22 protein-coding genes are annotated in these 21,690 nt (G+C 45.0%); 17 read left to right on the top strand and 5 right to left on the bottom strand.

The window, feature by feature from the left end:
• Window positions 1–834 precede the first annotated feature (834 nt).
• The 3 genes from ACVA54_RS16045 (at window position 835) to ACVA54_RS16035 (ending at window position 2,449) form a co-directional block, all read left to right on the top strand.
• The gene (locus ACVA54_RS16045; protein ID WP_446581647.1) at window positions 835–1,455 is read left to right on the top strand and encodes a lysoplasmalogenase; all 621 of its coding nucleotides are present in this window, start codon (window positions 835–837) and stop codon (window positions 1,453–1,455) included.
• A gap of 85 nt (window positions 1,456–1,540) precedes the next feature.
• Window positions 1,541–1,762, top strand: a complete 222-nt coding sequence (locus tag ACVA54_RS16040) for a YecH family metal-binding protein (RefSeq protein ID WP_172438190.1) — start codon at window positions 1,541–1,543, stop codon at window positions 1,760–1,762.
• Between the two features lie 102 nt (window positions 1,763–1,864).
• Window positions 1,865–2,449, top strand: a complete 585-nt coding sequence (locus tag ACVA54_RS16035; protein ID WP_005430358.1) for a YhgN family NAAT transporter — start codon at window positions 1,865–1,867, stop codon at window positions 2,447–2,449.
• 64 nt (window positions 2,450–2,513) lie between these two features.
• Here the strand turns inward: ACVA54_RS16035 and ACVA54_RS16030 are convergent, their stop codons facing one another.
• Complete coding sequence (locus tag ACVA54_RS16030; RefSeq protein WP_099080949.1) at window positions 2,514–2,780, bottom strand: DUF1145 domain-containing protein; 267 nt, start codon at window positions 2,778–2,780, stop codon at window positions 2,514–2,516.
• A gap of 25 nt (window positions 2,781–2,805) precedes the next feature.
• On the bottom strand, window positions 2,806–3,405 hold the full coding sequence (gene rsmD, locus ACVA54_RS16025; RefSeq protein WP_099080950.1) for a 16S rRNA (guanine(966)-N(2))-methyltransferase RsmD: 600 nt from the start codon (window positions 3,403–3,405) through the stop codon (window positions 2,806–2,808).
• A 223-nt stretch (window positions 3,406–3,628) separates the two neighbouring features.
• On the opposite strand from rsmD, the gene ftsY reads away from it, so the two are divergent.
• The 6 genes from ftsY to glpG all read left to right on the top strand — a co-directional run bounded on the left by ftsY (window position 3,629) and on the right by glpG (window position 9,095).
• On the top strand, window positions 3,629–4,831 hold the full coding sequence (ftsY, locus tag ACVA54_RS16020) for a signal recognition particle-docking protein FtsY (RefSeq protein ID WP_446649749.1): 1,203 nt from the start codon (window positions 3,629–3,631) through the stop codon (window positions 4,829–4,831).
• Window positions 4,832–4,854: 23 nt separating this feature from the next.
• Entirely contained in the window at window positions 4,855–5,529 is a 675-nt protein-coding gene (gene ftsE, locus ACVA54_RS16015; RefSeq protein ID WP_005535654.1) for a cell division ATP-binding protein FtsE, read from the top strand.
• On the top strand, window positions 5,519–6,487 hold the full coding sequence (ftsX, locus tag ACVA54_RS16010) for a permease-like cell division protein FtsX (protein ID WP_099080952.1): 969 nt from the start codon (window positions 5,519–5,521) through the stop codon (window positions 6,485–6,487). The genes ftsE and ftsX overlap by 11 nt, the downstream gene beginning before the upstream one ends.
• Before the next feature lie 176 nt (window positions 6,488–6,663).
• Window positions 6,664–7,521: an RNA polymerase sigma factor RpoH gene (gene rpoH / locus ACVA54_RS16005; protein WP_099080953.1), complete on the top strand. Its 858-nt coding sequence runs from the start codon at window positions 6,664–6,666 to the stop codon at window positions 7,519–7,521.
• A 414-nt stretch (window positions 7,522–7,935) separates the two neighbouring features.
• On the top strand, window positions 7,936–8,256 hold the full coding sequence (glpE, locus tag ACVA54_RS16000) for a thiosulfate sulfurtransferase GlpE (RefSeq protein WP_099080954.1): 321 nt from the start codon (window positions 7,936–7,938) through the stop codon (window positions 8,254–8,256).
• Window positions 8,256–9,095 carry a rhomboid family intramembrane serine protease GlpG gene (gene glpG, locus ACVA54_RS15995; protein ID WP_099080955.1) on the top strand — a complete coding sequence of 280 codons (840 nt, stop codon included), beginning with the start codon at window positions 8,256–8,258 and terminating at the stop codon, window positions 9,093–9,095. Before glpE ends, glpG begins: the two co-directional genes overlap by 1 nt.
• A gap of 65 nt (window positions 9,096–9,160) precedes the next feature.
• Here the strand turns inward: glpG and ACVA54_RS15990 are convergent, their stop codons facing one another.
• Window positions 9,161–9,571, bottom strand: coding sequence for a flagellar basal body-associated protein FliL (locus tag ACVA54_RS15990; protein ID WP_099080956.1), 411 nt, complete (start codon window positions 9,569–9,571; stop codon window positions 9,161–9,163).
• 152 nt (window positions 9,572–9,723) lie between these two features.
• On the opposite strand from ACVA54_RS15990, the gene ACVA54_RS15985 reads away from it, so the two are divergent.
• Both ACVA54_RS15985 and ubiA read left to right on the top strand, forming a co-directional pair.
• A complete protein-coding gene (locus ACVA54_RS15985) occupies window positions 9,724–10,263 on the top strand; it encodes a chorismate lyase (RefSeq protein WP_172438191.1) in 540 nt (179 codons plus the stop codon).
• Window positions 10,264–11,118 carry a 4-hydroxybenzoate octaprenyltransferase gene (gene ubiA, locus ACVA54_RS15980; protein WP_099080958.1) on the top strand — a complete coding sequence of 285 codons (855 nt, stop codon included), beginning with the start codon at window positions 10,264–10,266 and terminating at the stop codon, window positions 11,116–11,118. It abuts the gene before it with no gap.
• Between the two features lie 82 nt (window positions 11,119–11,200).
• Here the strand turns inward: ubiA and plsB are convergent, their stop codons facing one another.
• Complete coding sequence (gene plsB / locus ACVA54_RS15975; RefSeq protein WP_099080959.1) at window positions 11,201–13,627, bottom strand: glycerol-3-phosphate 1-O-acyltransferase PlsB; 2,427 nt, start codon at window positions 13,625–13,627, stop codon at window positions 11,201–11,203.
• Window positions 13,628–13,995: 368 nt separating this feature from the next.
• Between plsB and lexA the strand changes: the two genes are divergently transcribed.
• Window positions 13,996–14,616: a transcriptional repressor LexA gene (gene lexA, locus ACVA54_RS15970; protein ID WP_099080960.1), complete on the top strand. Its 621-nt coding sequence runs from the start codon at window positions 13,996–13,998 to the stop codon at window positions 14,614–14,616.
• Between the two features lie 198 nt (window positions 14,617–14,814).
• Window positions 14,815–16,158 carry an MATE family efflux transporter DinF gene (gene dinF, locus ACVA54_RS15965; protein WP_446596948.1) on the top strand — a complete coding sequence of 448 codons (1,344 nt, stop codon included), beginning with the start codon at window positions 14,815–14,817 and terminating at the stop codon, window positions 16,156–16,158.
• A 63-nt stretch (window positions 16,159–16,221) separates the two neighbouring features.
• Here dinF and sthA read toward each other — a convergent pair whose 3' ends face one another.
• The gene (gene sthA, locus ACVA54_RS15960; protein ID WP_099080962.1) at window positions 16,222–17,652 is read right to left on the bottom strand and encodes a Si-specific NAD(P)(+) transhydrogenase; all 1,431 of its coding nucleotides are present in this window, start codon (window positions 17,650–17,652) and stop codon (window positions 16,222–16,224) included.
• 277 nt (window positions 17,653–17,929) lie between these two features.
• On the opposite strand from sthA, the gene fabR reads away from it, so the two are divergent.
• The 4 genes from fabR to ACVA54_RS15940 all read left to right on the top strand — a co-directional run bounded on the left by fabR (window position 17,930) and on the right by ACVA54_RS15940 (window position 21,538).
• On the top strand, window positions 17,930–18,571 hold the full coding sequence (gene fabR / locus ACVA54_RS15955) for an HTH-type transcriptional repressor FabR (RefSeq protein WP_099080963.1): 642 nt from the start codon (window positions 17,930–17,932) through the stop codon (window positions 18,569–18,571).
• Window positions 18,571–18,936 (top strand): YijD family membrane protein, encoded by a 366-nt coding sequence (locus ACVA54_RS15950; protein ID WP_099080964.1) that lies wholly within the window; start codon window positions 18,571–18,573, stop codon window positions 18,934–18,936. Before fabR ends, ACVA54_RS15950 begins: the two co-directional genes overlap by 1 nt.
• Before the next feature lie 296 nt (window positions 18,937–19,232).
• Window positions 19,233–20,492 carry a tyrosine-type recombinase/integrase gene (locus ACVA54_RS15945; RefSeq protein ID WP_446649748.1) on the top strand — a complete coding sequence of 420 codons (1,260 nt, stop codon included), beginning with the start codon at window positions 19,233–19,235 and terminating at the stop codon, window positions 20,490–20,492.
• Between the two features lie 29 nt (window positions 20,493–20,521).
• Window positions 20,522–21,538, top strand: coding sequence for a hypothetical protein (locus tag ACVA54_RS15940; RefSeq protein ID WP_446649747.1), 1,017 nt, complete (start codon window positions 20,522–20,524; stop codon window positions 21,536–21,538).
• Window positions 21,539–21,690: the final 152 nt, after the last annotated feature.

Genomic DNA, 21,690 nt, shown 5'->3' with positions numbered 1-21,690 from the left:
ACACTACCCCTTAAATCCTTGATGAACTCGATGTAATCAATATAGCACTGTTTTCAGGCTTTGATCAACCAGATTGCCAAAAGGTTTTCAAAAATAATACTTAATCATTCATTATCACCGCTATTTGATGATTAAAACAGTGTTTTTTGACTTGGTTGCTAAGTGTTCTTATTGTGGTTTATTTCCCCTAATAAATTATAAATTATTGATTTTTATTAGTTAAAATTCGTTACATTAATGGGGTGATAGTGTTTTTTTTTTCTGGTGGTGGTTTGGTTATGTATTTTTTGTGTGTTTCTCAAAAGTTGGGAAAATGGTGGTACTTTCTGGCAGGGGTGATTGAGTGTGTGGCTTGGTTGGTGTCATTTTCTTATCAGATGAGAAAGTTATCGTGCTAAAAACGCAGCACTACGGATCCTATTGTCTAAGGTCGAGTTTTATTGAACAAACGCAACTATTGTCATCAATATTAGATACTTAATATGTGTCACTTGAGTTTTTATTCTATATTGTAACGGGGCGTCTGGGGGTTTTTGCTGTATCAAGGTTGCAATATTTCTGCTTTTGAATCGCTAATTGGGTGGATTTCTATTTTGTGTCGATAATTCCATCATACTGTCTGTATTGCGAGCATATTGATGGTTTTCTTTTCAATTTTTTCTGTATGTTAATGCTAGTGGGGAGGCCTTCTATTGTGAGAGAAAGTATAAAGTGGTGGTCGGCGTAACGAATGTGTCGAATCGCTAGCGAGATCCAACTTTCATAGATTGCACCTTTACATAGCGATTGGTCTACCTAGACTAGCGGCGAGGTAACATAAAAGGTGTATACGGCATGTGGAGTTGGTTGGCAATTGGGCTATCGGGGCTATATTCCGTGTTGGGAGCGAAGCAAGTTAATCCAACACAATCCCTGATATTTAAAATTTTTACTCTGCTTTTGTTGTTTATTTTGGCAATTACTCAGGGCGACTCAGCAGCTCATACCTATTGGATTGCTGGCGGATTGATCGTTTTCATACTTGCAGACACGCTTCATTCATTCAAATCTCGCAAGCCGCTTTACTTTGCTAGCTACTTGTTGGCCCAGCTCTGTTATAGCAAAGCTTTTTGGGTGCAAATTAACGGCGAAGTTGTTTGGTGGCTTTTAGCGTTATTGTTGGCCGCAAGCATCGTTGCCTTTTTCTTGCTACTTCCTCAATTAGACTCTTTGGTATTTCCGGTCGTTGTTATGGGCATCATGCTTGTTTTCCTTGCGTGGTCAGCCGGTGACGTCTGGCTACATATTCCAAGTTATGCCAATGCGCTTGGTTTCACTGGGACGCTCGTTATGACGGGTTCCGCGCTTGTTTATGCTATTCATGGGTATCGTAAGCCAATGAAACATGCTTACTTGTGGGTGAGTGGGAGTTACTTTTTAGCGCATGCACTTATTGTGTCTTCCATCATTTATTAGGTTTAACAGATCCTAACCTAAGTCAAAGCAACGTTAGCTGATTTGAGTACACTGACCACACTGAATTTGAACACTGGAGTTGATGATGACTGAAATTCATGCCCATGACCTACTAAACTTACTTCGCGAAACGCCAATGAATCGTGATGAGCTAGCGGCTCACTTTGGCGCAGAAGTGCGTTTTCATACCTGTAAGTTGAATGATCTAGACTTAGATGCATTGCTAGAATTTTTGCTAAAACGCGAAAAAGTACTTGAACTAGAAGGTAAGTTTGTGGTGAACATGGCGCGTATCTGCAACCACTAAGCTCCGACCTAGTATGACCGAAGTGAGGGCGAATGTTTTTAATTGGCCCTCAAACATAGTCTCGCCTATACTGGCCGCCATCTTATTAGTCGAGGCCAGAACATGGACATTCTTTCAGCAGCGACCATGCTGTTTCTTATTATGGATCCTCTTGGCAATTTGCCGATAGTGTTGTCCATTCTCAAACATTTAGATGCGAAGCGTCGCCGAAAAGTACTGATTCGTGAACTCGTGTTTGCCTTGATGATTCTGATGCTGTTCTTGTTCGCAGGACAGAGCATCATGAGTTTCCTTCATGTTCAGCCTGAGACCTTGAGTATTTCTGGCGGCATCATTCTGTTTATCATCGCCATTAAGATGATTTTCCCAAGTGCTGGTAGCATTACCGGGCTGGCCGCAGGTGAAGAGCCGTTTATTGTGCCGATGGCCATCCCCATGATTGCTGGGCCTTCGGTTATCGCTGCACTGCTTTTACTTTCTTCTCAGCATCCAGACAAGATTATGGAGTTGTCTGCCGCTGTATTGATTGCTTGGGGCGCCACTTTCTTCATCTTGATGTTCTACAGCTTCTTCCACCGGATTTTGGGAGAGCGTGGTCTCAAAGCGATTGAGCGTTTGATGGGATTGCTGTTGGTTATGATTTCTACCCAGATGTTTCTTGATGGCGTGAAGAGTTACATGGGTTAAACTTTTGTTCATCGGATGAATATAAAAAGCCGCTCTTGTGAGCGGCTTTCGTTTATCTGTCTTATTACATCATGTGCTTACGACGAATATCGAGCAGAGCAAAAATACCAAAAATTAAAATCGAGTACTTTTCCCATGCGCTCATCTTAATTTTGTCACCAAACGCACCGATGAAGATCGCCATCTGCAAACCATGCATCATGAACAGGAATGCGGCCATGATGTACAGCGCGATAGCTGCTTTTCCTGGGAATGGCATAAAAATGTTGAGAATTAGTATAAACCAGACAAAGGCGATCGCCGCTTTTGCCAGTATCAATAGCGCTTTCATTTAACTATCCTTTTAAATCGAAACTTTAAGCTGGTGAGCGTGCGTATAAGCGATAACTCACTTGACCTGCGGTTTTTTCTCGGTGCAGGAGCCAGCTATCCGGAACCCCAGCCATGTTCAGCTCTTTTTCAGTTTCAATATAAATCATCGCATCTTCAGTCAGCCAGCCGTTTTGCTCTAGCAAGGTCACGGTTTCATCCAATAACCCTTTGCGAAACGGTGGATCGATGAATACTACGTGATGTGGCGTGCCCGGTTGCTTTAAAAAGCTCAGCGTATCGGTATTTACCACATGGATATTGCTAGCATTAAGTGAGGCTACGTTTTTCTGTAGCTGCAGAAATGCTTGAGGGTTTAGCTCAATCATGGTCACTTGTTCCGCTTGGCGAGAAGCGGATTCAAAGCCTAAGCCGCCGGAACCTGCGAACAAGTCGAGGCACTTTGCTTGTGGTACATCTTGAGCTAACCAGTTAAACAGCGTTTCTTTTACGCGATCCGTGGTTGGACGCAGACCTTCTGCATCATGCACAGGTAGCTTTCTACCTCTCCATAAACCACTAATAATGCGAACAAAGCCCGTTGTTGGCTTTTTTTGTGAGGAGTTTTGCTGGCGACGTCTTACCATAGATTTTTTGACCGCTAATAAAGTGATACTATAGCCAATCGCCCAAGCTTTAAGCTTGGGTGCAGCCCAGAATATTCAAGATGACAGAGTGTAACACTAATAAGATTAGAATTACCTAATTGGAAAGTTAGCACAACTCTGTCATCAGGCTTTTCTGAATCAGTCATTCTGTTTTCAGGAAAGCGTACTTAATAGATAAAGAGACAATCTAGGATAGCCCCAGATGACGGAAAAAAAGAAGCGCGGATTACTTTCGTGGCTAGGTTTTGGTGATGAAGAGCAAAACCAAAAGCCAACGCCGGAAGAGTCAGTAAAAGAAGAAGCAGCGGAAGCGCCTGCGACCGAGCAGAAACCAACGGAAGAAGTTGCCGAGCCGGTGGAAGAAAAAACAAGTGTGGAAGAAGAGTCAGTGAAAGCTGAGGCTGTTTCAGCAGAAGCAGAAGCAGAAGCAGAAGAGCCGCAAGCCCCCGTCGCTCCTCGTGTTCAAGAGCAGGAAAAACCGACCGAGAGCTTCTTTGCACGTCTTAAGCGCAGTCTAAGTCGAACCAAAGCCAACATTGGCGCAGGTTTCTTTGGTTTATTCAGCGGTAAAAAAATTGACGATGACCTCTTCGAAGAGCTAGAAGAGCAGCTATTGATTGCTGATGTGGGCATGAACACCACAACAAAAATCATCAACAACCTGACAGAGAAAGCCTCTCGCGGCGATCTTAAAGATGGCGAAGCCCTTTATGGTTTGCTGAAAGAAGAGATGGCTGAAATCCTTGTTAAGGTTGAACAGCCTCTTGAAATCGACAGTGGCAAAACACCTTACGTTATTTTGATGGTTGGTGTGAACGGTGTGGGGAAAACCACCACGATCGGTAAACTGGCGAAACAATTCCAAAATGAAGGTAAAAAAGTCATGCTTGCCGCAGGTGATACCTTCCGTGCTGCAGCCGTTGAACAGCTACAAGTATGGGGTGAGCGTAATAATGTACCTGTGATTGCTCAGCATACTGGCGCTGACAGTGCTTCGGTCATTTATGATGCGATTGAAGCAGCAAAAGCGCGTGGTGTGGATGTGGTGATTGCGGATACCGCAGGTCGTCTACAAAACAAAGCAAACCTGATGGAAGAGCTACGCAAGATCGTGCGCGTGATGAAGAAAATTGACGATTCGGCACCGCATGAGATCATGCTAACGCTAGACGCAGGTACGGGTCAAAACGCCATTAGCCAAGCAAAACTTTTCAGTGATGTTGCGCCTCTAACCGGGATTACCTTGACTAAGCTGGATGGGACAGCAAAAGGTGGTGTGATCTTTGCGATTGCCGATCAGTTCGAAATCCCAATTCGCTACATTGGTGTTGGTGAAGGTATCGAAGACTTGCGTCCTTTTGAAACTCAAGAGTTCATTGACGCTCTGTTTAGCCGTGAAGAGTAATTAGAGTTAGAGGAAATCAAACGGTGATCAAATTTCAGCAAGTGAGCAAAGCTTACCGAGGTGGTCGACAAGCCCTGCAGAAAGTCGATTTTCACTTGAGGCGCGGAGAGATGGCGTTTTTAGGCGGACATTCTGGTGCAGGTAAAAGCACCTTGTTGAAATTGATATGTGCGATAGAGCGTCCAACCGATGGAAAAATCCATTTCAATGGTCATGACATCACACGTATCTCAAACAAAGACATTCCGTTTTTGCGCCGTAATATCGGAATTGTATTCCAAGATCACCGTCTTTTGATGGATCGCAGCGTGTTCGACAACGTGGCGCTGCCGATGCGCATTGAATCCATTTCCGAAAATGAAATCAAACGCCGCGTTTCTGCAGCGTTGGATAAAACGGGCTTGCTCGATAAAGCCCGTTGTTTGCCTAGCCAGTTATCTGGTGGTGAACAGCAACGGGTGGGTATCGCACGTGCCGTGGTAAACCGGCCAACCTTGCTAGTGGCCGATGAGCCAACGGGTAACCTTGACCCTGAGCTGTCTAACCGCGTGTTACGACTGTTTGAAGAATTTAACCGGGCAGGCGTAACGATTCTCCTTGCGACGCACGATATCGGGTTAGTAAATACTCGCCCACAATATCGCCATTTTGAATTGAACCAAGGCTTCCTAAGTGAGGTAGAAGACTATGGTAGGTAACAAGCGCACCCAGAAGAAAGGGAAAGGTCGCAGTGCCAAGCGTGCCAATACCGATGGTTTTTTTTCTGTCCATGCAAAACAAGCAAAATCTTCTTTCGGCGCGTTATGGCGTCGTCCTTTAGGTAACATTCTTACTCTAGCCGTGATTTCGATGGCGTTGTCGATGCCCGCTTGTTTGTATTTGCTGGGGAAAAACCTCGCTGGAGCAGCTGAGGACGTCGCATCACCATCGCAAGTGAGTGCTTACTTAGTGGAAGGCATGCCTGATGCACGCGTGATGGTGTTAAAAGATCAAATCGAGACTTGGCCTTTAGTAAAAGAGGTGGAATATATTTCGCCGCAACAAGGTCTATCGGATTTAAGCCAATACGCCGGCTTTGACCAAGCGTTGAGCCTACTAAGTGGTTATGCATTACCTGGCGTGTTGGTGATTACACCCGATTCAGAAGTGAAGAGTGATATTCAGTCGATTGCCAAGCAAGTTCGTGAGCAACAAGACGTGACCGACGTGAGGCTCGATGAAGACTGGCTAGCACGCCTTGATGCCATCAAAACTCTTGCTAGTATTATTGTTATCACCCTGACAATACTGATGTTGGGTGCGGTATTTTTAATCGTCGGTAATACATTGCGCTTTAATGTGCTGGCGAACAAAGAAGAGATTCAAACCATGAAGCTGATTGGGGCGACCGACAGCTTTATTCTTCGTCCTTATTTATACACGGGCATGTGGTTCGGTGTGTTGGGTGCAAGCATAGCATGGTTAGTGACGGCTTTGATCACCGTTGTTATGAATAATGCTGTGGAAAAGTTGGCGTCACTTTATGACAGCCAATTCCGTTTGATTGGATTGAGTTGGGATGAATCTCTGTTGTTGATCATCACTGGTAGTTTACTGGGTTGTATCGCCGCACGAGTATCCGCGCAGCGTCACCTGAACGAAATTGAACCTGTTTAGGTGATAAAGGTCTTATACTTGGAATTTATTAGCACAAGCTAATATCTCTCCTCTTGTTTAGACCATTTGTTTATGGATAATTACTCGCCCTTCTTGAAACTTGTTCATTTTAAGTTCAAGATGGCGAAGCTAAATTGTAATGTAATGCTCCAGATCAGAGATTGATGAGGAATTGAATGACAAAAGAAGCGTATCCGATGGCTCTAGTCACGCAAGATAGTCTTGATAGCTATATTCGTTCTGTAAACAGCTACCCAATGCTGACACCAGAAGAAGAGCGTGGGCTGGCAGAAAGATTACATTACAATGGTGAGATAGATGCGGCGAAAGGCCTGATCCTGTCACACCTACGATTCGTTGTTCATGTTGCTCGTGGCTACTCGGGTTATGGCTTGCCGATGGCAGACCTAGTACAAGAGGGTAACATCGGTCTGATGAAAGCGGTTAAGCGTTTCAACCCAGAAGTGGGTGTGCGTTTGGTTTCTTTCGCTGTTCACTGGATCAAAGCTGAGATTCATGAGTACGTATTGCGTAACTGGCGTATCGTGAAGATCGCGACAACCAAAGCGCAACGTAAATTGTTCTTCAATCTGCGTAAATCCAAAAAGCGTCTTGGTTGGTTCAACAACGGTGAAGTAGAAACCGTTGCTCGTGAGCTGGGTGTGGATCCTTCAGAGGTGCGAGAAATGGAATCTCGTCTAGCGGCCGTCGACTCAACGTTTGACATGCCAATGGATGATGATGACAGCGCAAACTCGTACACTGCCCCAATGGTCTACCTAGAAGACAAGTCATCTGATGTGGCTGACAATATTGAAGCGGCAAACTGGGAAACGCACACTAACAACCGTTTAGGTCATGCACTTGCAAGTTTAGATGAACGCAGCCAGCGCATTGTTCGTTCTCGTTGGTTAGACGATGAGAAGGCAACGTTGCAAGACCTTGCCGATGAGTTTGGCGTTTCAGCCGAGCGTATTCGCCAGTTAGAAAAGAACGCAATGAAGAAACTGAAACTGGCGGTTGGGGAATTCTAACTTCAATTTCTCATCTAAGATAAGATTTTCATAGAAAGCCGAGATCATGTGATCTCGGCTTTTTTATTTTCGATCGAATATCGGTAGCGTTTGCGATCCCACTTATCTGTGCTACCTGTGCATAACTCTGTGAGGTAATTATTCATCAACTGTTCGAAAGCCGGACAAAATAAGGCTTTCAAGTCTAATGCTAGTTGGGGATAGTTATAAATATACACACAACTAAATCAAGATCATTACTATATATTGTGGATCAAAAGATCTAAATATACCTTATCAACGTAATTCACAGCTTTATCCACAAGTGGTGGTATTGTGAGCAAGATTTAATATCCAGATTATCCTTGTGTCTAAGTTTGGCTCTGGATAGGTTACAATAGCATCCGCAATTATGAACAAAAGAAAGAGAAAGAAATGGACCAGTTTCAGCATATTGATGTACAAGGCGCACTGACTCTACTTAAGCAAGGTGACGTAAGGCTTGTTGATATCCGTGACCCTCAAGCGTTTGCCGTTGCTCACGCTGAGTCGGCATTTCACTTAACCAATGACTCTATCGTTTCGTTTATGAATGACGTTGAGTTTGAACAGCCTATCTTAGTGATGTGCTATCACGGGATCAGTAGTCAAGGTGCTGCACAATATTTAGTTAACCAAGGCTTCGAACAGGTGTACAGTGTGGATGGTGGCTTTGAAGCCTGGCAACGAGCACAACTACCGATAGTGAGAAGTTAATGAAGAGATTGGTAACGTTAAATAACCCACGCATGGCGCAAGCTTTCATTGATTACATGGCATCACGCAAGATTGAAATCCAAATGATGCCAGAAGGCGAAGGGCAATTTGCACTCTGGCTTGCGGATAGTCAGCACGAAATAGAAGTGGAAGCCGAATTACAGCACTTTCTTGCGAATCCCTCCGGATCGAAATACAGTGCAGCTTCGTGGGACGTTGCCGATACTCGTAAGAGCCAGTTTCATTACGCGAGCCCGAGCATCATGAGCATGGTTAAAGCTAAAGCGGGCCCTGTGACACTCTCGGTGATGTTCACGTGCGCAGTGATTTACCTTCTGCAGATATTAGGCTTTGGTAGAGGTGTCTTCGACTTATTGCATTTTCCCGCATTTGAAGGGCAGCAATGGCAACTTTGGCGCTGGATAAGCCATGCATTATTGCATTTTTCAGTCACCCATATTGCATTTAACTTACTGTGGTGGTGGCAACTAGGTGGTGATATCGAGCGTCGCTTAGGCTCAGGAAAGCTGCTGCAAATCTTCTTGATCTCAGCGGCACTGTCCGGTGCGGGGCAGTTCTACGTTGAGGGAGCGAACTTCGGTGGCTTGTCTGGCGTGGTTTATGCGTTGCTTGGTTACTTATGGATTCTTGGCTACCGTCTGCCGCATCTTGGTCTAACCCTGCCAAAACCGATTATTGGCTTTATGCTGGTATGGTTAGTGCTGGGCTTTGTTCAGCCGTTTATGGCGATTGCCAATACGGCGCATTTGGTGGGTTTGCTCTCGGGTATGGCGATTGCCATGTTTGATTCTGTGAAGCAAAAATACCAGCAAGTGTAACTTTGCTTGTCTCTCGAAATAAAAGACCGCCAATCGGCGGTCTTTTTGCATATAGAGTTTATCGATTACTGATAGAGGTATTTGGTAAACAACAGATCAGCAATGATGGTTTTACCTGTTTCAGGCAGTAGTGTTTCGTTCAGTGTCGCGACTAAGGTTTTGCGTAGATCTTCTCGACCGGATAGGGATTTGATGGTGTCTTCAGTTTGCTTACCCAGCAGCTCGATTGCGGCATCACGAATCAATGGTTGGTGGTGTTCAATGACCGCCAAATCATGCTGGCTCATGACCATAATGTCGATGCGCACTTGTACATAACCGAGTTTTTTCCCTTTCGTATAGAAGTTGGTGGTGAGATCGGGCTCAAGGGTAAAGTAGGCTAATTGTGGTCCTGCTTCTTTTGTTTCTGCCCAAGAGGGTGTGGAAACAAGTAGACTTAATGCGAAAATAATTTGGGCTACATAACGTTTGTACATATTTCTAACTTTTCTTTCTCTGGATCGCGATATTCGAATCGCTTAAGTCTTGATACAATGACCGCCTATAACAAATAACGGAACTTACAGTTTCAATAAGACAGTAAGTTGTTGCTTTATTGTACGCATAAAGCCACCAATTGAATACTAGTATGAATCAGCCGACATCGCTCTATCTTGCTTCTTTATTGGAAGTAGAGTGGCAAAACCCCGAAAATTTTGAATTTCCAAATGAATTCGCCAAGCATTGGCTTGAAGAACAAGGGTCTTTGTCACGCCGTTTAAGTCAGTATTGCCAGCACCTAAGCGTGGAATTACTGCATAATCAAATCGTCGCTGCTAAGACGTTAAAACGCAACGAGAGCCAACTCTTGTCTGAGCAAGATTGCCTTCTGCGTGAGGTGATTTTGCGTGGCGACAATAGTGAGTGGGTCATTGGACGCACCCTTATTCCACGTTCTACCTTGATCGATCAGCAATACGATTTAGCCCAGCAAGGGGATATTCCGCTAGGTTTGACCGTGTTTAGTGCTGACAATGTTGAACGTGATGCCCTACAAATGGGGTGGGTGAGTTTGCCTCAAGGCCGCTTATTAGCTCGTCGTTCAAGACTGTGGATGAATCACAAACCTATGTTGGTCGCTGAGTTATTCTTACCTAGTTCACCAGTTTACGCTAAGGAGAAGGTGTAAATGACCGCAGAGAAAGCCAAAGCATATTGGCAACTGATGCGAATGGATCGCCCAATTGGTTCACTCTTGTTATTGTGGCCGACGGTTTGGGCCCTTGTGATTGCCGCCCAAGGCATGCCAAGTTGGAATGTACTCATCGTGTTTGTGTTAGGTGTGTTCCTAATGCGTAGCGCTGGTTGTGTGATTAACGATTTTGCTGATCGTAAAGTTGATGGCCATGTGAAGCGTACCAAACAGCGCCCACTGCCATCGGGCAAAGTGACCTCGAAAGAGGCGATTGGTCTATTTTTGGTTCTGGGTATCAGCTCATTCTTATTAGTGCTAACCATGAACCCGCTGACGGTTCAGCTTTCTTTCGCAGGCATTGTATTAGCCTTCATTTATCCATTTATGAAGCGCTATACTCACCTGCCGCAACTCTTTTTGGGCTTGGCATTTAGCTGGGCGATTCCAATGGCATGGGCTGCACAAACCGGTGAGTTGCCATGGATTGTGTGGTTCGTGTTCGTGATTAACGCATTATGGACGATTGCTTACGACACTCAATACGCGATGGTCGACCGTGATGATGATTTAAAGATTGGTATTAAATCGACTGCTATCTTGTTCGGTCGTCATGACAAGTTGGTGATTGGCGTTCTGCAGTTGATGACCTTGGCGATGTTGGTTCTGCTTGGTCAACACTACGAACTGGGGCAGAGCTACTACTGGACGATTTTACTTGCCGCTTCTCTGTTTGTGTATCAGCAGCACTTAATTCGCCACCGTGAACGCGATTTGTGTTTTAAAGCCTTCCTCAATAACAATTATGTGGGAATGGTGATTGCGATGGGGTTACTTGTCGCGTTCTGGTAAGTATTCATTACCAAGCCACTATCGTTCGAAGACAAAAAGGCATCCAATCGGATGCCTTTTTAATTTGTACTGAGCTCAGTTTTTATGCCTGAAGTTGGTGGATACTCTCTTCGATAGTGAGCTTCACTTCAGGATAGAGCAGAGCAAACAGAAGCTTGGCGAATTGTTGCGTTTTATCTAAATCGCAATTGCCGTCACTGTCTAAGTATTGCTGTTCTTTCAACGTATTGAACATTGCAGTGAACACACCTTTGTCGAAGAACTCTGGCGCGTTGATACCGTGCAGACGGCCCAAGCGTTGAGCAATGTCTTGGCTCTGCTGTTCTAGATCTGATTTACCTAGCTCTTGGTCGGCAACCAATAAATTCATCGCGATGGAGTAGCGCTGCAATGTTTCAGTGATCGTGCGGCCAAGCAGAACCAAAGGTTGGTTGTTTGATTGGTTGATCTCCAACTTACCGCCGTCTAGGCTGATCATTTTCTGCTCTGCAAACTCGTTCAAGATCTTCACGACGAGATCATTCAGTTTCTCTTCTTTGTAGCTTAGAAACAGCTCTTTCTTAAGGAATGGATAAATTTGTGCAACGTTCTCTTGAATCTTCTCTACTGACAGGTTGCGCTGACGAATGATCATCTGTGCAATCAATGACGGTAGCGCAAACAAGTGAATGATGTTGTTGCGGTAGTAAGTCATCAGAATCGACTGGCTACGATCCAGCGAAATGATGTCACCCATGGTGTCCGTTTCAATCACAAACTTATCCAGAGAGATGGCGTGATCAACCAACTCTTCAGCACTTTCTGTTGGAACGGTTGAAGTGCTTGAATATGGGTTGTTCTTAAGTAGCTTTAAGTAGCACTCAATCTGATTGATCAGCGAGTCACGAGACAAGGCGCGTTGACGAGAGGCCAGTAGCGCTGTTGCACACAGTGTGAGTGCGTTGGTCGCTGCCGCATCGTTAATGTGCGTCATCATCTTGTTTGCTAGATCATTCACCACAGGGTTCATCCATTGTGGCTTGCTGCCGCCCATGCGGTCGATGTCTTTCGTCCACTCAGGAGCGTGCTCATTCAGGTATTGGTTTAGCTGAATTGGCTTACCAAAGTTCACATAGCCAAGCCCAAAGTTGCGCAGCTTACGCAGAGTACGCAACACAAGGCCGGCGTTTTCTTTCTCTTTGCGTGAACCGCGAAGTTCTTTGGCGTAAGTGCCCACTTCCATGACGTGCTCGTAACCGATGTAAACAGGTACTAGCGTGACTGGACGGTTTAGACCGCGCAGCATCGCTTGAATCGTCATGGCCAACATACCGGTTTTTGCTTGCAGTAGACGCCCTGTGCGTGAACGACCGCCTTCGCTGAAGTACTCAACCGAGTAACCTTTCGCGAACAGTTCGGATAGGTACTCACGGAAAATCGTTGAGTACAGCTTGTTGCCTTTAAAGCTACGACGAATAAAGAACGCACCGCCGCGACGGAAGATTGGGCCTGCTGGGAAGAAATTCAGGTTAATACCTGCAGCAATGTGCGGAGGTACCATACCTTCATGGTACAGAACGTAAGAAAGCAGTAGGTAGTCCATATGACTGCGGTGACATGGCACGTACACAATCTCATGACCATCTTGCGCTAGGCGACGAACGGTCGACGCGTTATTGATGTGCAGACCTTGGTACAGTTTTGTCCATAGCCAACCAAGAATGCGATCGCCGTTTTTCACCAAACCATAAGAGAAGTCAGCGGCAATTTCATCCATGATGTCATGGGCTTCTTTGCGTGCTTTTTCAATCGAGATGTTTTTGCTCTGCGCTTCATCTTCAATCGCTTTCTCTATCGCTGGCGATTGCATTAGACGAGCAAACAGCACTTCGCGTTGAGGCAAGTTTGGACCTGACGCAGCCAGTTTTTGACGAGAGAAGTGGATACGAGCGACACGCGCCAGCTTATGCGCGATGGCACTGTCCGTACCGTGGGAGTCGGCCATGTAACGCAGAGACACCACCGGGCTGAAGCGAACTAAACAGTCGCGACCTGCGGCCATGACTGCTTTTGCTTTTTGCGGGCCATTCATTGGCTGAAGGTATGGCTTGTGGTTCTCTTCTTTACCTGGTTTACGACCCCACAGCACTGTTACTGGGAGCATCTGAACATCAAGTTCGCTGTCGAGCTTGTGCAATTCCAGTAGGTCAGTAAAGAGAGAGACCGATTCGCTAGGTGCATCATTGTCATTGCTCATCATGGTTGGAGGAGACGCAATGAACACGAAACGGTTCAGTGTCTTGCCGTTGACTTCCAATGGGCTGAGCGGGTCAGGTAGACCAAGGCTCAGAGTTTGCTTTTGTAGTGTCAGCAAATCCACGTTCGAACGGAACGGTAAGGCATACACAATCGGTTTGGTTAGGTCGATGTTGAGATCGTCAATCGGATTCGATGGAATTGTGGTGCCCTTTACCATTACCGATAAAGGTAGTTTTAGTAATGAACGTGAAAATGATTGTCCAGAAGACATAAAGTTCACAGCCTCAATAGGTATTCAAACAAGCCCAACCTTATTTCTGTGTCCGCTTTCCCCACATTAATAAGGAAGGAAATAGATACGGCTATAGAAATAAGCCTAGGCGATAAAATTTAAGCGATGTAAGGATATCAGAAACTGATCAAACCTTTTAATTTTATTGAGTGCAAATTGGTCGATTGCCGAGGTGATGGCTTTCTTTCGTGGAATAGGGAGCGGTGTGTTTAAAACGCCAGCTAAGTTAAGGTTGGTGAGGGTACTCAGGAAGCGAATCAAATAAATTAAAAAACAACCAATTGGGTTTTCATTTGTTCATTTACTGGATATACTCACAGTTAACTGTATAAAAAGACAGGTGACATATGAAGCCGTTAACGCCGCGCCAACAACAAGTCTTCGATTTGATTAAAAGCAAAATCGAAGATACTGGAATGCCACCAACTCGTGCAGAGATTGCGCGTGAGCTTGGCTTCCGCTCTGCGAATGCCGCAGAAGAACACCTAAAAGCCCTTGCTCGTAAACAAGCGATTGAAATTATACCAGGGGCATCTCGTGGGATACGAATCCTACTGGAAGATGCAGCGAACGACGATCAAGGTCTGCCTTTGATTGGTCAAGTTGCTGCCGGTGAGCCGATTCTGGCTCAAGAGCATGTGGAATCGCACTATCAAGTGGATCCGGCCATGTTCAAACCGAAAGCGGATTTCCTACTTCGCGTAAACGGCGAAAGTATGAAAGACATTGGCATCATGGATGGCGACTTACTGGCTGTGCACAAAACCCAAGATGTGCGTGATGGTCAGGTGGTCGTTGCTCGTGTTGATGATGATGTGACGGTGAAGCGTCTGGAGCGCAAAGGCTCAACGGTATTGCTGCATGCAGAAAACGAAGAGTTTGCGCCTATTCAAGTTGATTTGACGTCTCAGCATCTGGCGATCGAAGGTCTGGCGGTTGGCATTATTCGCAACACGGACTGGATGTAATACTTTCCCCCAAAGCCCAGCACTCTCGCTGGGCTTTATGTATGTTCGTTCTCAACATTAACCAATAAGGGTAACAGATGGGTTATTCCGATTGGTATATCAAGCGGTTATTGGCGAGTTATTAAACTCTCATGTACACTCTTGCGCCTACATTGCCTGGCTTCTTTGTTCGAGTTCAGGCCCACTAAAGAGGCGCCTGTGACAAACTCAATCTTTTCTCCTTTATCAAATCCTCGAGTTCATCGTCAGGTGTTAATGCTCGCAATCCCGATGGTGCTATCGAATATTACTGTCCCACTATTGGGCTTGGTTGACGCCGCTGTGATCGGCCACCTTGAGCACGCTTGGTATCTGGGGGGTGTCGCGTTGGGTAGCACGATGATCAGCGTGACGTTCTGGCTACTTGGCTTTTTACGTATGTCGACCACTGGATTGGCAGCACAGTCTTATGGCGGCGAAGATCGCAAACAGTTGGCGTTGGTGTTCATGCAAGGTTCACTCATGGCATTGCTGTTCGCGTTGGTCTTTCTTATTGCTCATCATCCGATTGCAGATCTGATCTTTGGTTGGAGTGATGCCAGTGCGGAAGTGAAGCGCTACGGCATACAATATTTCTCTATCCGTGTGTGGAGTGCGCCAGCGGCATTGATGAACTTTGTGTTATTGGGTTGGTTGCTTGGAACGCAAAACGCCAAAGCACCAATGTGGATGGTGATCATCACTAACGCAACTAACATCGCGCTCGATTTGTTGTTTGTGATTGGTTTGGGTTGGAAAGTAGAAGGCGCGGCGCTTGCGTCTGTCATTGCAGACTACTCAGGCATGGCATTTGGCTTACTGTGCGTGTGGAAAACATGGCAAGCGCGCCAGTTGCCGTCTCCAAAGAGTTTGCTTACCGATACTCAACATGGGCTAGGGCGCTTTGTAAAACTCAATCGCGATATCTTCTTACGCTCATTATGCTTGCAAGCAGCATTTAGCTTTATGACTTTCCAAGGAGCGAGCTTTGGTGATGATGTGGTGGCAGCTAATGCGGTATTGATGAGTTTCTTGATGCTGATTTCCTACGGCATGGATGGCTTTGCTTACGCTATGGAAGCCATGGTGGGGAAAGCGATTGGCGCGAAAGACCGAGCACAACTCAGTGCGTCGTTAATTGGTACCTTTTTCTGGAGTCTGATCATCTGTTTGGGTCTGACTGCGGTATTTGCTTTGGTGGGATCGCATTTGATCGCCATGATCACATCAATTGAAGTCGTACAGCAACAAGCGTCCGTTTATTTACCGTGGCTGGTAGTAATGCCATTAACATCGATGTGGTGCTTTCTATTCGATGGTATTTTTGTTGGTGCGACCAAAGGTAAGGACATGCGTAACAGTATGTTTGTCGCGACGTGCTGCTTCTTCGCGATTTTCTTTTTGTTCTCTGGCTGGCAAAACCATGCATTGTGGTTTGCGATGACTAGCTTTATGGCGATGCGGGGGATTGGACTCGGGGTCATCTTCTTCTATCAGTGGAGAAAGGGAAGCTTCCTCGCTTAATTACAAAAAACAGCAGGTCGAAACCTGCTGTTTTAGTTTTTGGATTATGGCAACCCAATTGAATTAGAATAATCGGTTCAATCCGTTCAGTGCGGCTACGCGATACGCTTCTGCCATGGTCGGGTAGTTGAAAGTGGTATTGACGAAGTATTCAATCGTATTGGCTTCGCCTTTTTGCTCCATGATGGCCTGACCGATGTGGATGATTTCCGCAGCGCGCTCACCAAAGCAGTGAATACCAAGAATCTCTTTGGTTTCGCGATGGAAGAGGATCTTCAAGCTGCCGATGTCTTTACCTGCAATCTGTGCACGAGCTAGATGCTTGAATGAAGAGCGTCCCACTTCGTAAGGCACTTTCGCCGCAGTCAGTTCTTGCTCGGTTTTACCTACTGAGCTGATTTCTGGAATGGTGTAGATACCCGTCGGGATATCATCAATCAGATTGCCGTCGGCTTGTCCTTTGGTGATGGCTTGTGCCACGAAACGACCTTGGTCATACGCAGCACTGGCTAGACTAGGATAGCCAATCACATCACCTACGGCGTAGATGTGCTCGATATCGGTACGGTAGTTATCATCGACTTTAAGCTGACCGCGAGAGTCGGCTTCAAGCCCAACGACCGCAAGGTTCAGTTTGTCCGTGTTGCCCGTACGACCATTGGCATACAGTAGGCAATCTGCCTTCATTTTTTTACCGGACTGTAGATGGACGATAACCCCATCCTCGGTGCCTTCTATTTTCTCAAAGGTTTCATCATTGCGAATCACAACGCCACTGTTCCAGAAGTGGTAAGAAAGCGCATCGGAGACTTCGTTATCAAGGAAGGAGAGCAGGCGATCACGAGTGTTAATCAGGTCGGTCTTTACGCCAAGTCCACGGAAGATTGATGCGTACTCACAACCAATTACCCCTGCGCCGTAAATGATGATGTGGCGAGGATCGTGCTTCAAACTCAGGATAGAATCGCTGTCGTAAATACGCTCATGTAAGAAGTCGACGTTGTTCGGTTGGTAAGGGCGAGAACCTGTCGCGATAACAAATTTATCAGCAGAGAAGATTTCTTCCGTACCATCGCTTTGCATCAATGCAATCGAATTATTATCGATAAAGCGTGCTGTACCAAACAATAACGTGCACGAGTTACGATCATAAAAGCCCTGGCGAAGTCGAGTTTGCTTGTCGATGACCGATTTTGCATGGCCTAAAATGTCAGAAAATGTGGCATGAATACTTGTGTTATTACGACAAAATAATGGGTTGTTGTTGAACTCAATAATACGACTAACGGCATGGCGCAATGCTTTCGAAGGTATGGTTCCCCAGTGCGTGCATCCGCCACCCACGCTACTTTCTTTTTCTACAATGGCGACATTCAGTCCTGCTTTGGTTAAACCCATTGCCGCCCCTTCTCCCCCGGGACCACTACCAATTACGATCACGTCATAGTGATTAGCATGCGCCATGATGGTTTCCTTGTTATATTTGCGTAACATTGCTGTTGCGGGATGTTAACTCATTTACACAGTAGGTGGTATGTAATGGCTGCTAGAGAGTGGAAGTGATCACGCAGAAATGAATAAAATAACTATTTGCTATGCGGTATGTCTACAAATTGAGTAGGGAAGATTGCATTCGGATATAAGCCAGTAGTAACGTGTTCGAGGCTCGCTTTGGTCAATTTGAACCGAGATAACGTCGCTTTATACGTAGGGGGGATATGCGTTATATTGACACTCTCGTACCCGAATGAAAAGAAGAGCCAGTTTAAGAATGAAATCAATGGGAATCCGTGCACAACAAAAAGAAAAAACACGTCGCTCGCTGATCGATGCGGCATTTAATCAATTAAGTGCGGATCGTAGTTTTTCCAATCTCAGCTTGCGAGAAGTCGCTCGAGAAGCGGGGATTGCACCCACTTCTTTTTATCGGCACTTCAAAGATATGGATGAGCTAGGCTTAACCATGGTTGATGAAGGTGGTTTGCTATTACGCCAACTGATGCGACAGGCACGCCAGCGTATTGTCAAAGAAGGCAGTGTAATTCGAACTTCGGTTGAAACCTTCATGGAATTCATTGCAAGTAGTCCTAACGTTTTCCGCTTATTGCTGCGTGAGCGCTCTGGCACTTCTTCTGAATTTCGTACTGCCGTCGCTCGAGAAATTCAGCATTTTGCGGCAGAATTAACAGAGTATTTAATGAGCACTGGAATGACTAGGGAAGAGGCGTTTACTCAAGCAGAGGCATCGGTGACCTTGGTATTTAGCTCTGGTGCAGAAGCTTTAGATTTAGATCGACGTGAACGCGATGAACTCGCCGAGCGATTGATCATGCAATTGCGAATGATAGCCAAAGGGGCCTATTGGTATCGCAAAGAACGTGAACGTAACCGATTAAAAGGCGGGATAGAATAATGTCGAATGGAAATAAATCTGAAAAGAAAACGCTGATTTTGGCGCTGGTTGCAGGTATATGTGGTGATGCTTTGTTGTCATGGTTGACCATGAGTGAAGTGTCGTTCTCCATCTTTCCTTTGATTGCTCTTGTGTTGGCGGTACAAGCGCTGTACCAAGAATATCTTAACAATCCGGTATCAGAAGATATCCCGCTCGTGGGGCTAGCATGTTTCTTTGTGGGAGCTTTTGGTCACTCTGCGTTTATCAAAGCGCAATACCCAGAAGCAGGCTCGAACTTCTTTGCTATCCTGGTTTCTCTGATCTTATTGGCTTGGATCGGTAAGAAACTGGGCTTTATGAACAAGAAAAACGCGGTAGAATAAGCAAATCGAATCCAATAAAAAAGCGAGCTACTGAGCTCGCTTTTTTTATGCCTGATGCTGGTGGATTACGCTTTACGCTCAAGCAGAACACCTGCTTCCATGTGGTGCGTAAATGGAACTATAAATCCTGTAGTGTCTCATAAGATTTATTTTTTTAATTTAGTTGTCTGTTTTCGCTGGTTTTTTTATTGCGCGTTGTCCTAGAATGTCTCTACACGTACAATGAGAACCCGGCTTTTCCCGTACCCCACGCCGTACCCAGAGCCGTACCCAGAAATGCAGAGATTTTGTCAGCTATGACCAAGCGAATAAGTACCAATGCCACGTTGCAATCATTGAAGCCACAAGAAAAAGAATTCTCAATTCCAGATAAGAAAATTGAAGGATTGAATATTCGTGTTCGACCAACAGGCACGATGACTTGGATCTTTCGTTTTCAGCTAGGTAAAAAGCACGAAAAAATCACCATGGGGCGATATGTCAAGTTGAAACCAGAAACGGGGATGACACTTGAGCAGGCTCGAACAGAAGCTGGGCGCTACCGCAGTTGGCTCGCAAACAATAAGAATCCAAAACAGGAACTGGTTCGGGAGCAGCGTGAGCAAGAGGAAGCGAAAACTTTTCATAGTGCTTTTACTAGCTTTGATGAAAAGCGTTTGTCTAAGCAGCTACGAGGAGAGCAGGCAAGGGTAATCTACACGAGAGATATCAAACCGTTTCTTGGTCATATCAAACTAGAAGAGTTGAGCATTTATGATCTTAATAAAGTGTTTGATGCCAAGGTTGATAAGGATGGACAACGTATGGCTGGAGCCATCGGTGTTTGCCATAAAATCATCAATCAAGTAATTAACCACGCTTTGGCGCTAAACATGCTTGATAGACATCCGGCTCCACAGCTGAAAGCAAAAGACGTTGGTGGTGGTTCCAAAGTAACTAAGCGCAATCTAAGTTTTGCTGAGTTAAAGATTTTGTTAACTAGCCTAAATGACTGGCGTACAAATCCCGCAAATATCCGTCTAATGCGCTTTTTGCTCGGATGTGGGCAAAGGATTAGCGCTGTGCTTGAAATGCGCTGGAGTGAGCTAGATTTGGATAAAGGGATTTGGCGGTTACCTGCCAGTTCAGAGGATAGGCACACTAAGAGTCTAGACGTTCGGAAAGTCCCTTTAAGCAACTACCTTCTTGAGCAGTTACGAGAGCAGCGTGAAAGCGTGCCAAGCAAGTGGAAGTTAGTTTGGCCCCAGCTTCTTGCCGATAAACTTCAAGAACCCGCTGCGGTACGTGCCTTGATCAAACGTAATCTACCGGATGACTTTGAAAGCTTTTCACCACACGATTTACGCCGCACTTTTATCAGCCGTTGCAGCGAAATGGGGTTAGATATCGTGGCGATTGAGAAGGTAGTCGGTCATCAATTACCTGGTATGCTCAGAGTCTATAACCATCATGATTACTTAAATGAGCAACTTGTGGTGTTGGAAGCGTGGGGAGATAAACTGAAAGAGCTAGGCATTGCAAATGTGGTTCCTCTATCAATGATAAAACCTGCATAGATGTAGTTCAATTTTATTTAAATTTAATTATGAGTAACATTCTAAAAATAAAGAACTTTTTCACACTTAATGAAACCACTGCCTATTTGTCTAACGAACTTGAAGAGCCCGTTTCGTTGGCGACTCTTTATCAATTAATTGCTGATAGGCAATTAACACTTTCGGTTCGACTTATTAACCAAGCTTATGCATTGAAGGGGCAAATCTTTGAGTGTGAAGATGGCGATTTGGTTGAATTTAAAACCGAATTAACAACAGGCGAAGCATTAGAAACGTCATATTTTGATTATGTGACCGACGATAATTCACTTCCAATAAGCTCTGATAGGCAGTTCGTATTCGATAATAAAGCTCATATAGTTGATGGTATGTGGGACTTGGCCATGCTTGGTGAAGAATCGCGAAGAGTTGAGCATTTATATCAAAATGAAGTAAATGGTCTCAAACCATTATTAACTGATATATGGGGATTTTATCTTAAACAAGGAGAGATTTTTTGCCGGTTGATAACTAAATCTCAACAGAAAATCAATGAAATACAGGATGATATAGCTAGTGGCTTAGAGTTTTGGGCAGACCAGCGAGATCTCACTGTTGATCAATTCATGTCTTTTGTCGAAGAGTGTTGGGAGGAGTTATCGGAAGATGAAATACAGGCTCTAGAACTTTTTTCTTATCTCACGAATCTGCCTGATGATTCATTGGCATTCTTTGAAGACTCAAGGAGCTTAGAAGAAAATGATGTGCAATTAGTGATCAAAACAAGTGAGATCAAGAGGTTGCTTCGATCACTTGATGTAGGTTCAGACATTGCACCACAGGAAGCTAAGCAGCCAGCTCGGAGAGCTTATACGAGAAATAATGATAAACAAACAAGAAGGAAAAACAAAACTCAAGCCAGATATTCAGCTTGGCAAAAGAAAGCGAGAGAACTAAAAAAGAAGCACCCGAATAAATCCAAAACGTGGATAGCAGAGCAAATTGCAAAATTGCCAATAGCTGAAGGCAGAAGTGTGGATACGATTAGAAAAAATATTCAAATTTAGAATAAAGTTGGGTGAAAATTTTTTCGCCCAAAATTTCAATCTAATTGTCTGATTTATTTGGTTTTTTTGTCTGGTTGCTTTTGCTTGGGTGATTTTGTCACTTTTTTAACCTCAATTTTATCAATATCTTACGATTCTCTCCCCCCTCATAT

This window comes from Vibrio sp. PNB23_22_6, from assembly GCF_052877535.1.
The sequence above is the reverse complement of the archived record's forward strand: the minus strand, read 5'-3'. Positions and strand labels throughout refer to the sequence as shown.

Excerpts from the sequence above, each read along its gene's own strand:
- ACVA54_RS16030 (WP_099080949.1), bottom strand. The coding sequence starts at position 2,780 with ATGAAAGCGCTATTGATACTGGCAAAAGCGGCGATCGCCTTTGTCTGG.
- ACVA54_RS15950 (WP_099080964.1), top strand. The coding sequence starts at position 18,571 with ATGTCGAATGGAAATAAATCTGAAAAGAAAACGCTGATTTTGGCGCTG.
- ACVA54_RS16035 (WP_005430358.1), top strand. The coding sequence starts at position 1,865 with ATGGACATTCTTTCAGCAGCGACCATGCTGTTTCTTATTATGGATCCT.
- ftsX (WP_099080952.1), top strand. The coding sequence starts at position 5,519 with ATGGTAGGTAACAAGCGCACCCAGAAGAAAGGGAAAGGTCGCAGTGCC.
- ACVA54_RS15945 (WP_446649748.1), top strand. The coding sequence starts at position 19,233 with ATGACCAAGCGAATAAGTACCAATGCCACGTTGCAATCATTGAAGCCA.
- ftsY (WP_446649749.1), top strand. The coding sequence starts at position 3,629 with ATGACGGAAAAAAAGAAGCGCGGATTACTTTCGTGGCTAGGTTTTGGT.
- sthA (WP_099080962.1), bottom strand. The coding sequence starts at position 17,652 with ATGTTACGCAAATATAACAAGGAAACCATCATGGCGCATGCTAATCAC.
- ACVA54_RS16045 (WP_446581647.1), top strand. The coding sequence starts at position 835 with ATGTGGAGTTGGTTGGCAATTGGGCTATCGGGGCTATATTCCGTGTTG.
- lexA (WP_099080960.1), top strand. The coding sequence starts at position 13,996 with ATGAAGCCGTTAACGCCGCGCCAACAACAAGTCTTCGATTTGATTAAA.
- ACVA54_RS15940 (WP_446649747.1), top strand. The coding sequence starts at position 20,522 with ATGAGTAACATTCTAAAAATAAAGAACTTTTTCACACTTAATGAAACC.
- plsB (WP_099080959.1), bottom strand. The coding sequence starts at position 13,627 with ATGTCTTCTGGACAATCATTTTCACGTTCATTACTAAAACTACCTTTA.
- ACVA54_RS15990 (WP_099080956.1), bottom strand. The coding sequence starts at position 9,571 with ATGTACAAACGTTATGTAGCCCAAATTATTTTCGCATTAAGTCTACTT.
- fabR (WP_099080963.1), top strand. The coding sequence starts at position 17,930 with ATGAAATCAATGGGAATCCGTGCACAACAAAAAGAAAAAACACGTCGC.
- ACVA54_RS16040 (WP_172438190.1), top strand. The coding sequence starts at position 1,541 with ATGACTGAAATTCATGCCCATGACCTACTAAACTTACTTCGCGAAACG.
- glpG (WP_099080955.1), top strand. The coding sequence starts at position 8,256 with ATGAAGAGATTGGTAACGTTAAATAACCCACGCATGGCGCAAGCTTTC.
- ACVA54_RS15985 (WP_172438191.1), top strand. The coding sequence starts at position 9,724 with ATGAATCAGCCGACATCGCTCTATCTTGCTTCTTTATTGGAAGTAGAG.
- rsmD (WP_099080950.1), bottom strand. The coding sequence starts at position 3,405 with ATGGTAAGACGTCGCCAGCAAAACTCCTCACAAAAAAAGCCAACAACG.
- glpE (WP_099080954.1), top strand. The coding sequence starts at position 7,936 with ATGGACCAGTTTCAGCATATTGATGTACAAGGCGCACTGACTCTACTT.
- ubiA (WP_099080958.1), top strand. The coding sequence starts at position 10,264 with ATGACCGCAGAGAAAGCCAAAGCATATTGGCAACTGATGCGAATGGAT.
- rpoH (WP_099080953.1), top strand. The coding sequence starts at position 6,664 with ATGACAAAAGAAGCGTATCCGATGGCTCTAGTCACGCAAGATAGTCTT.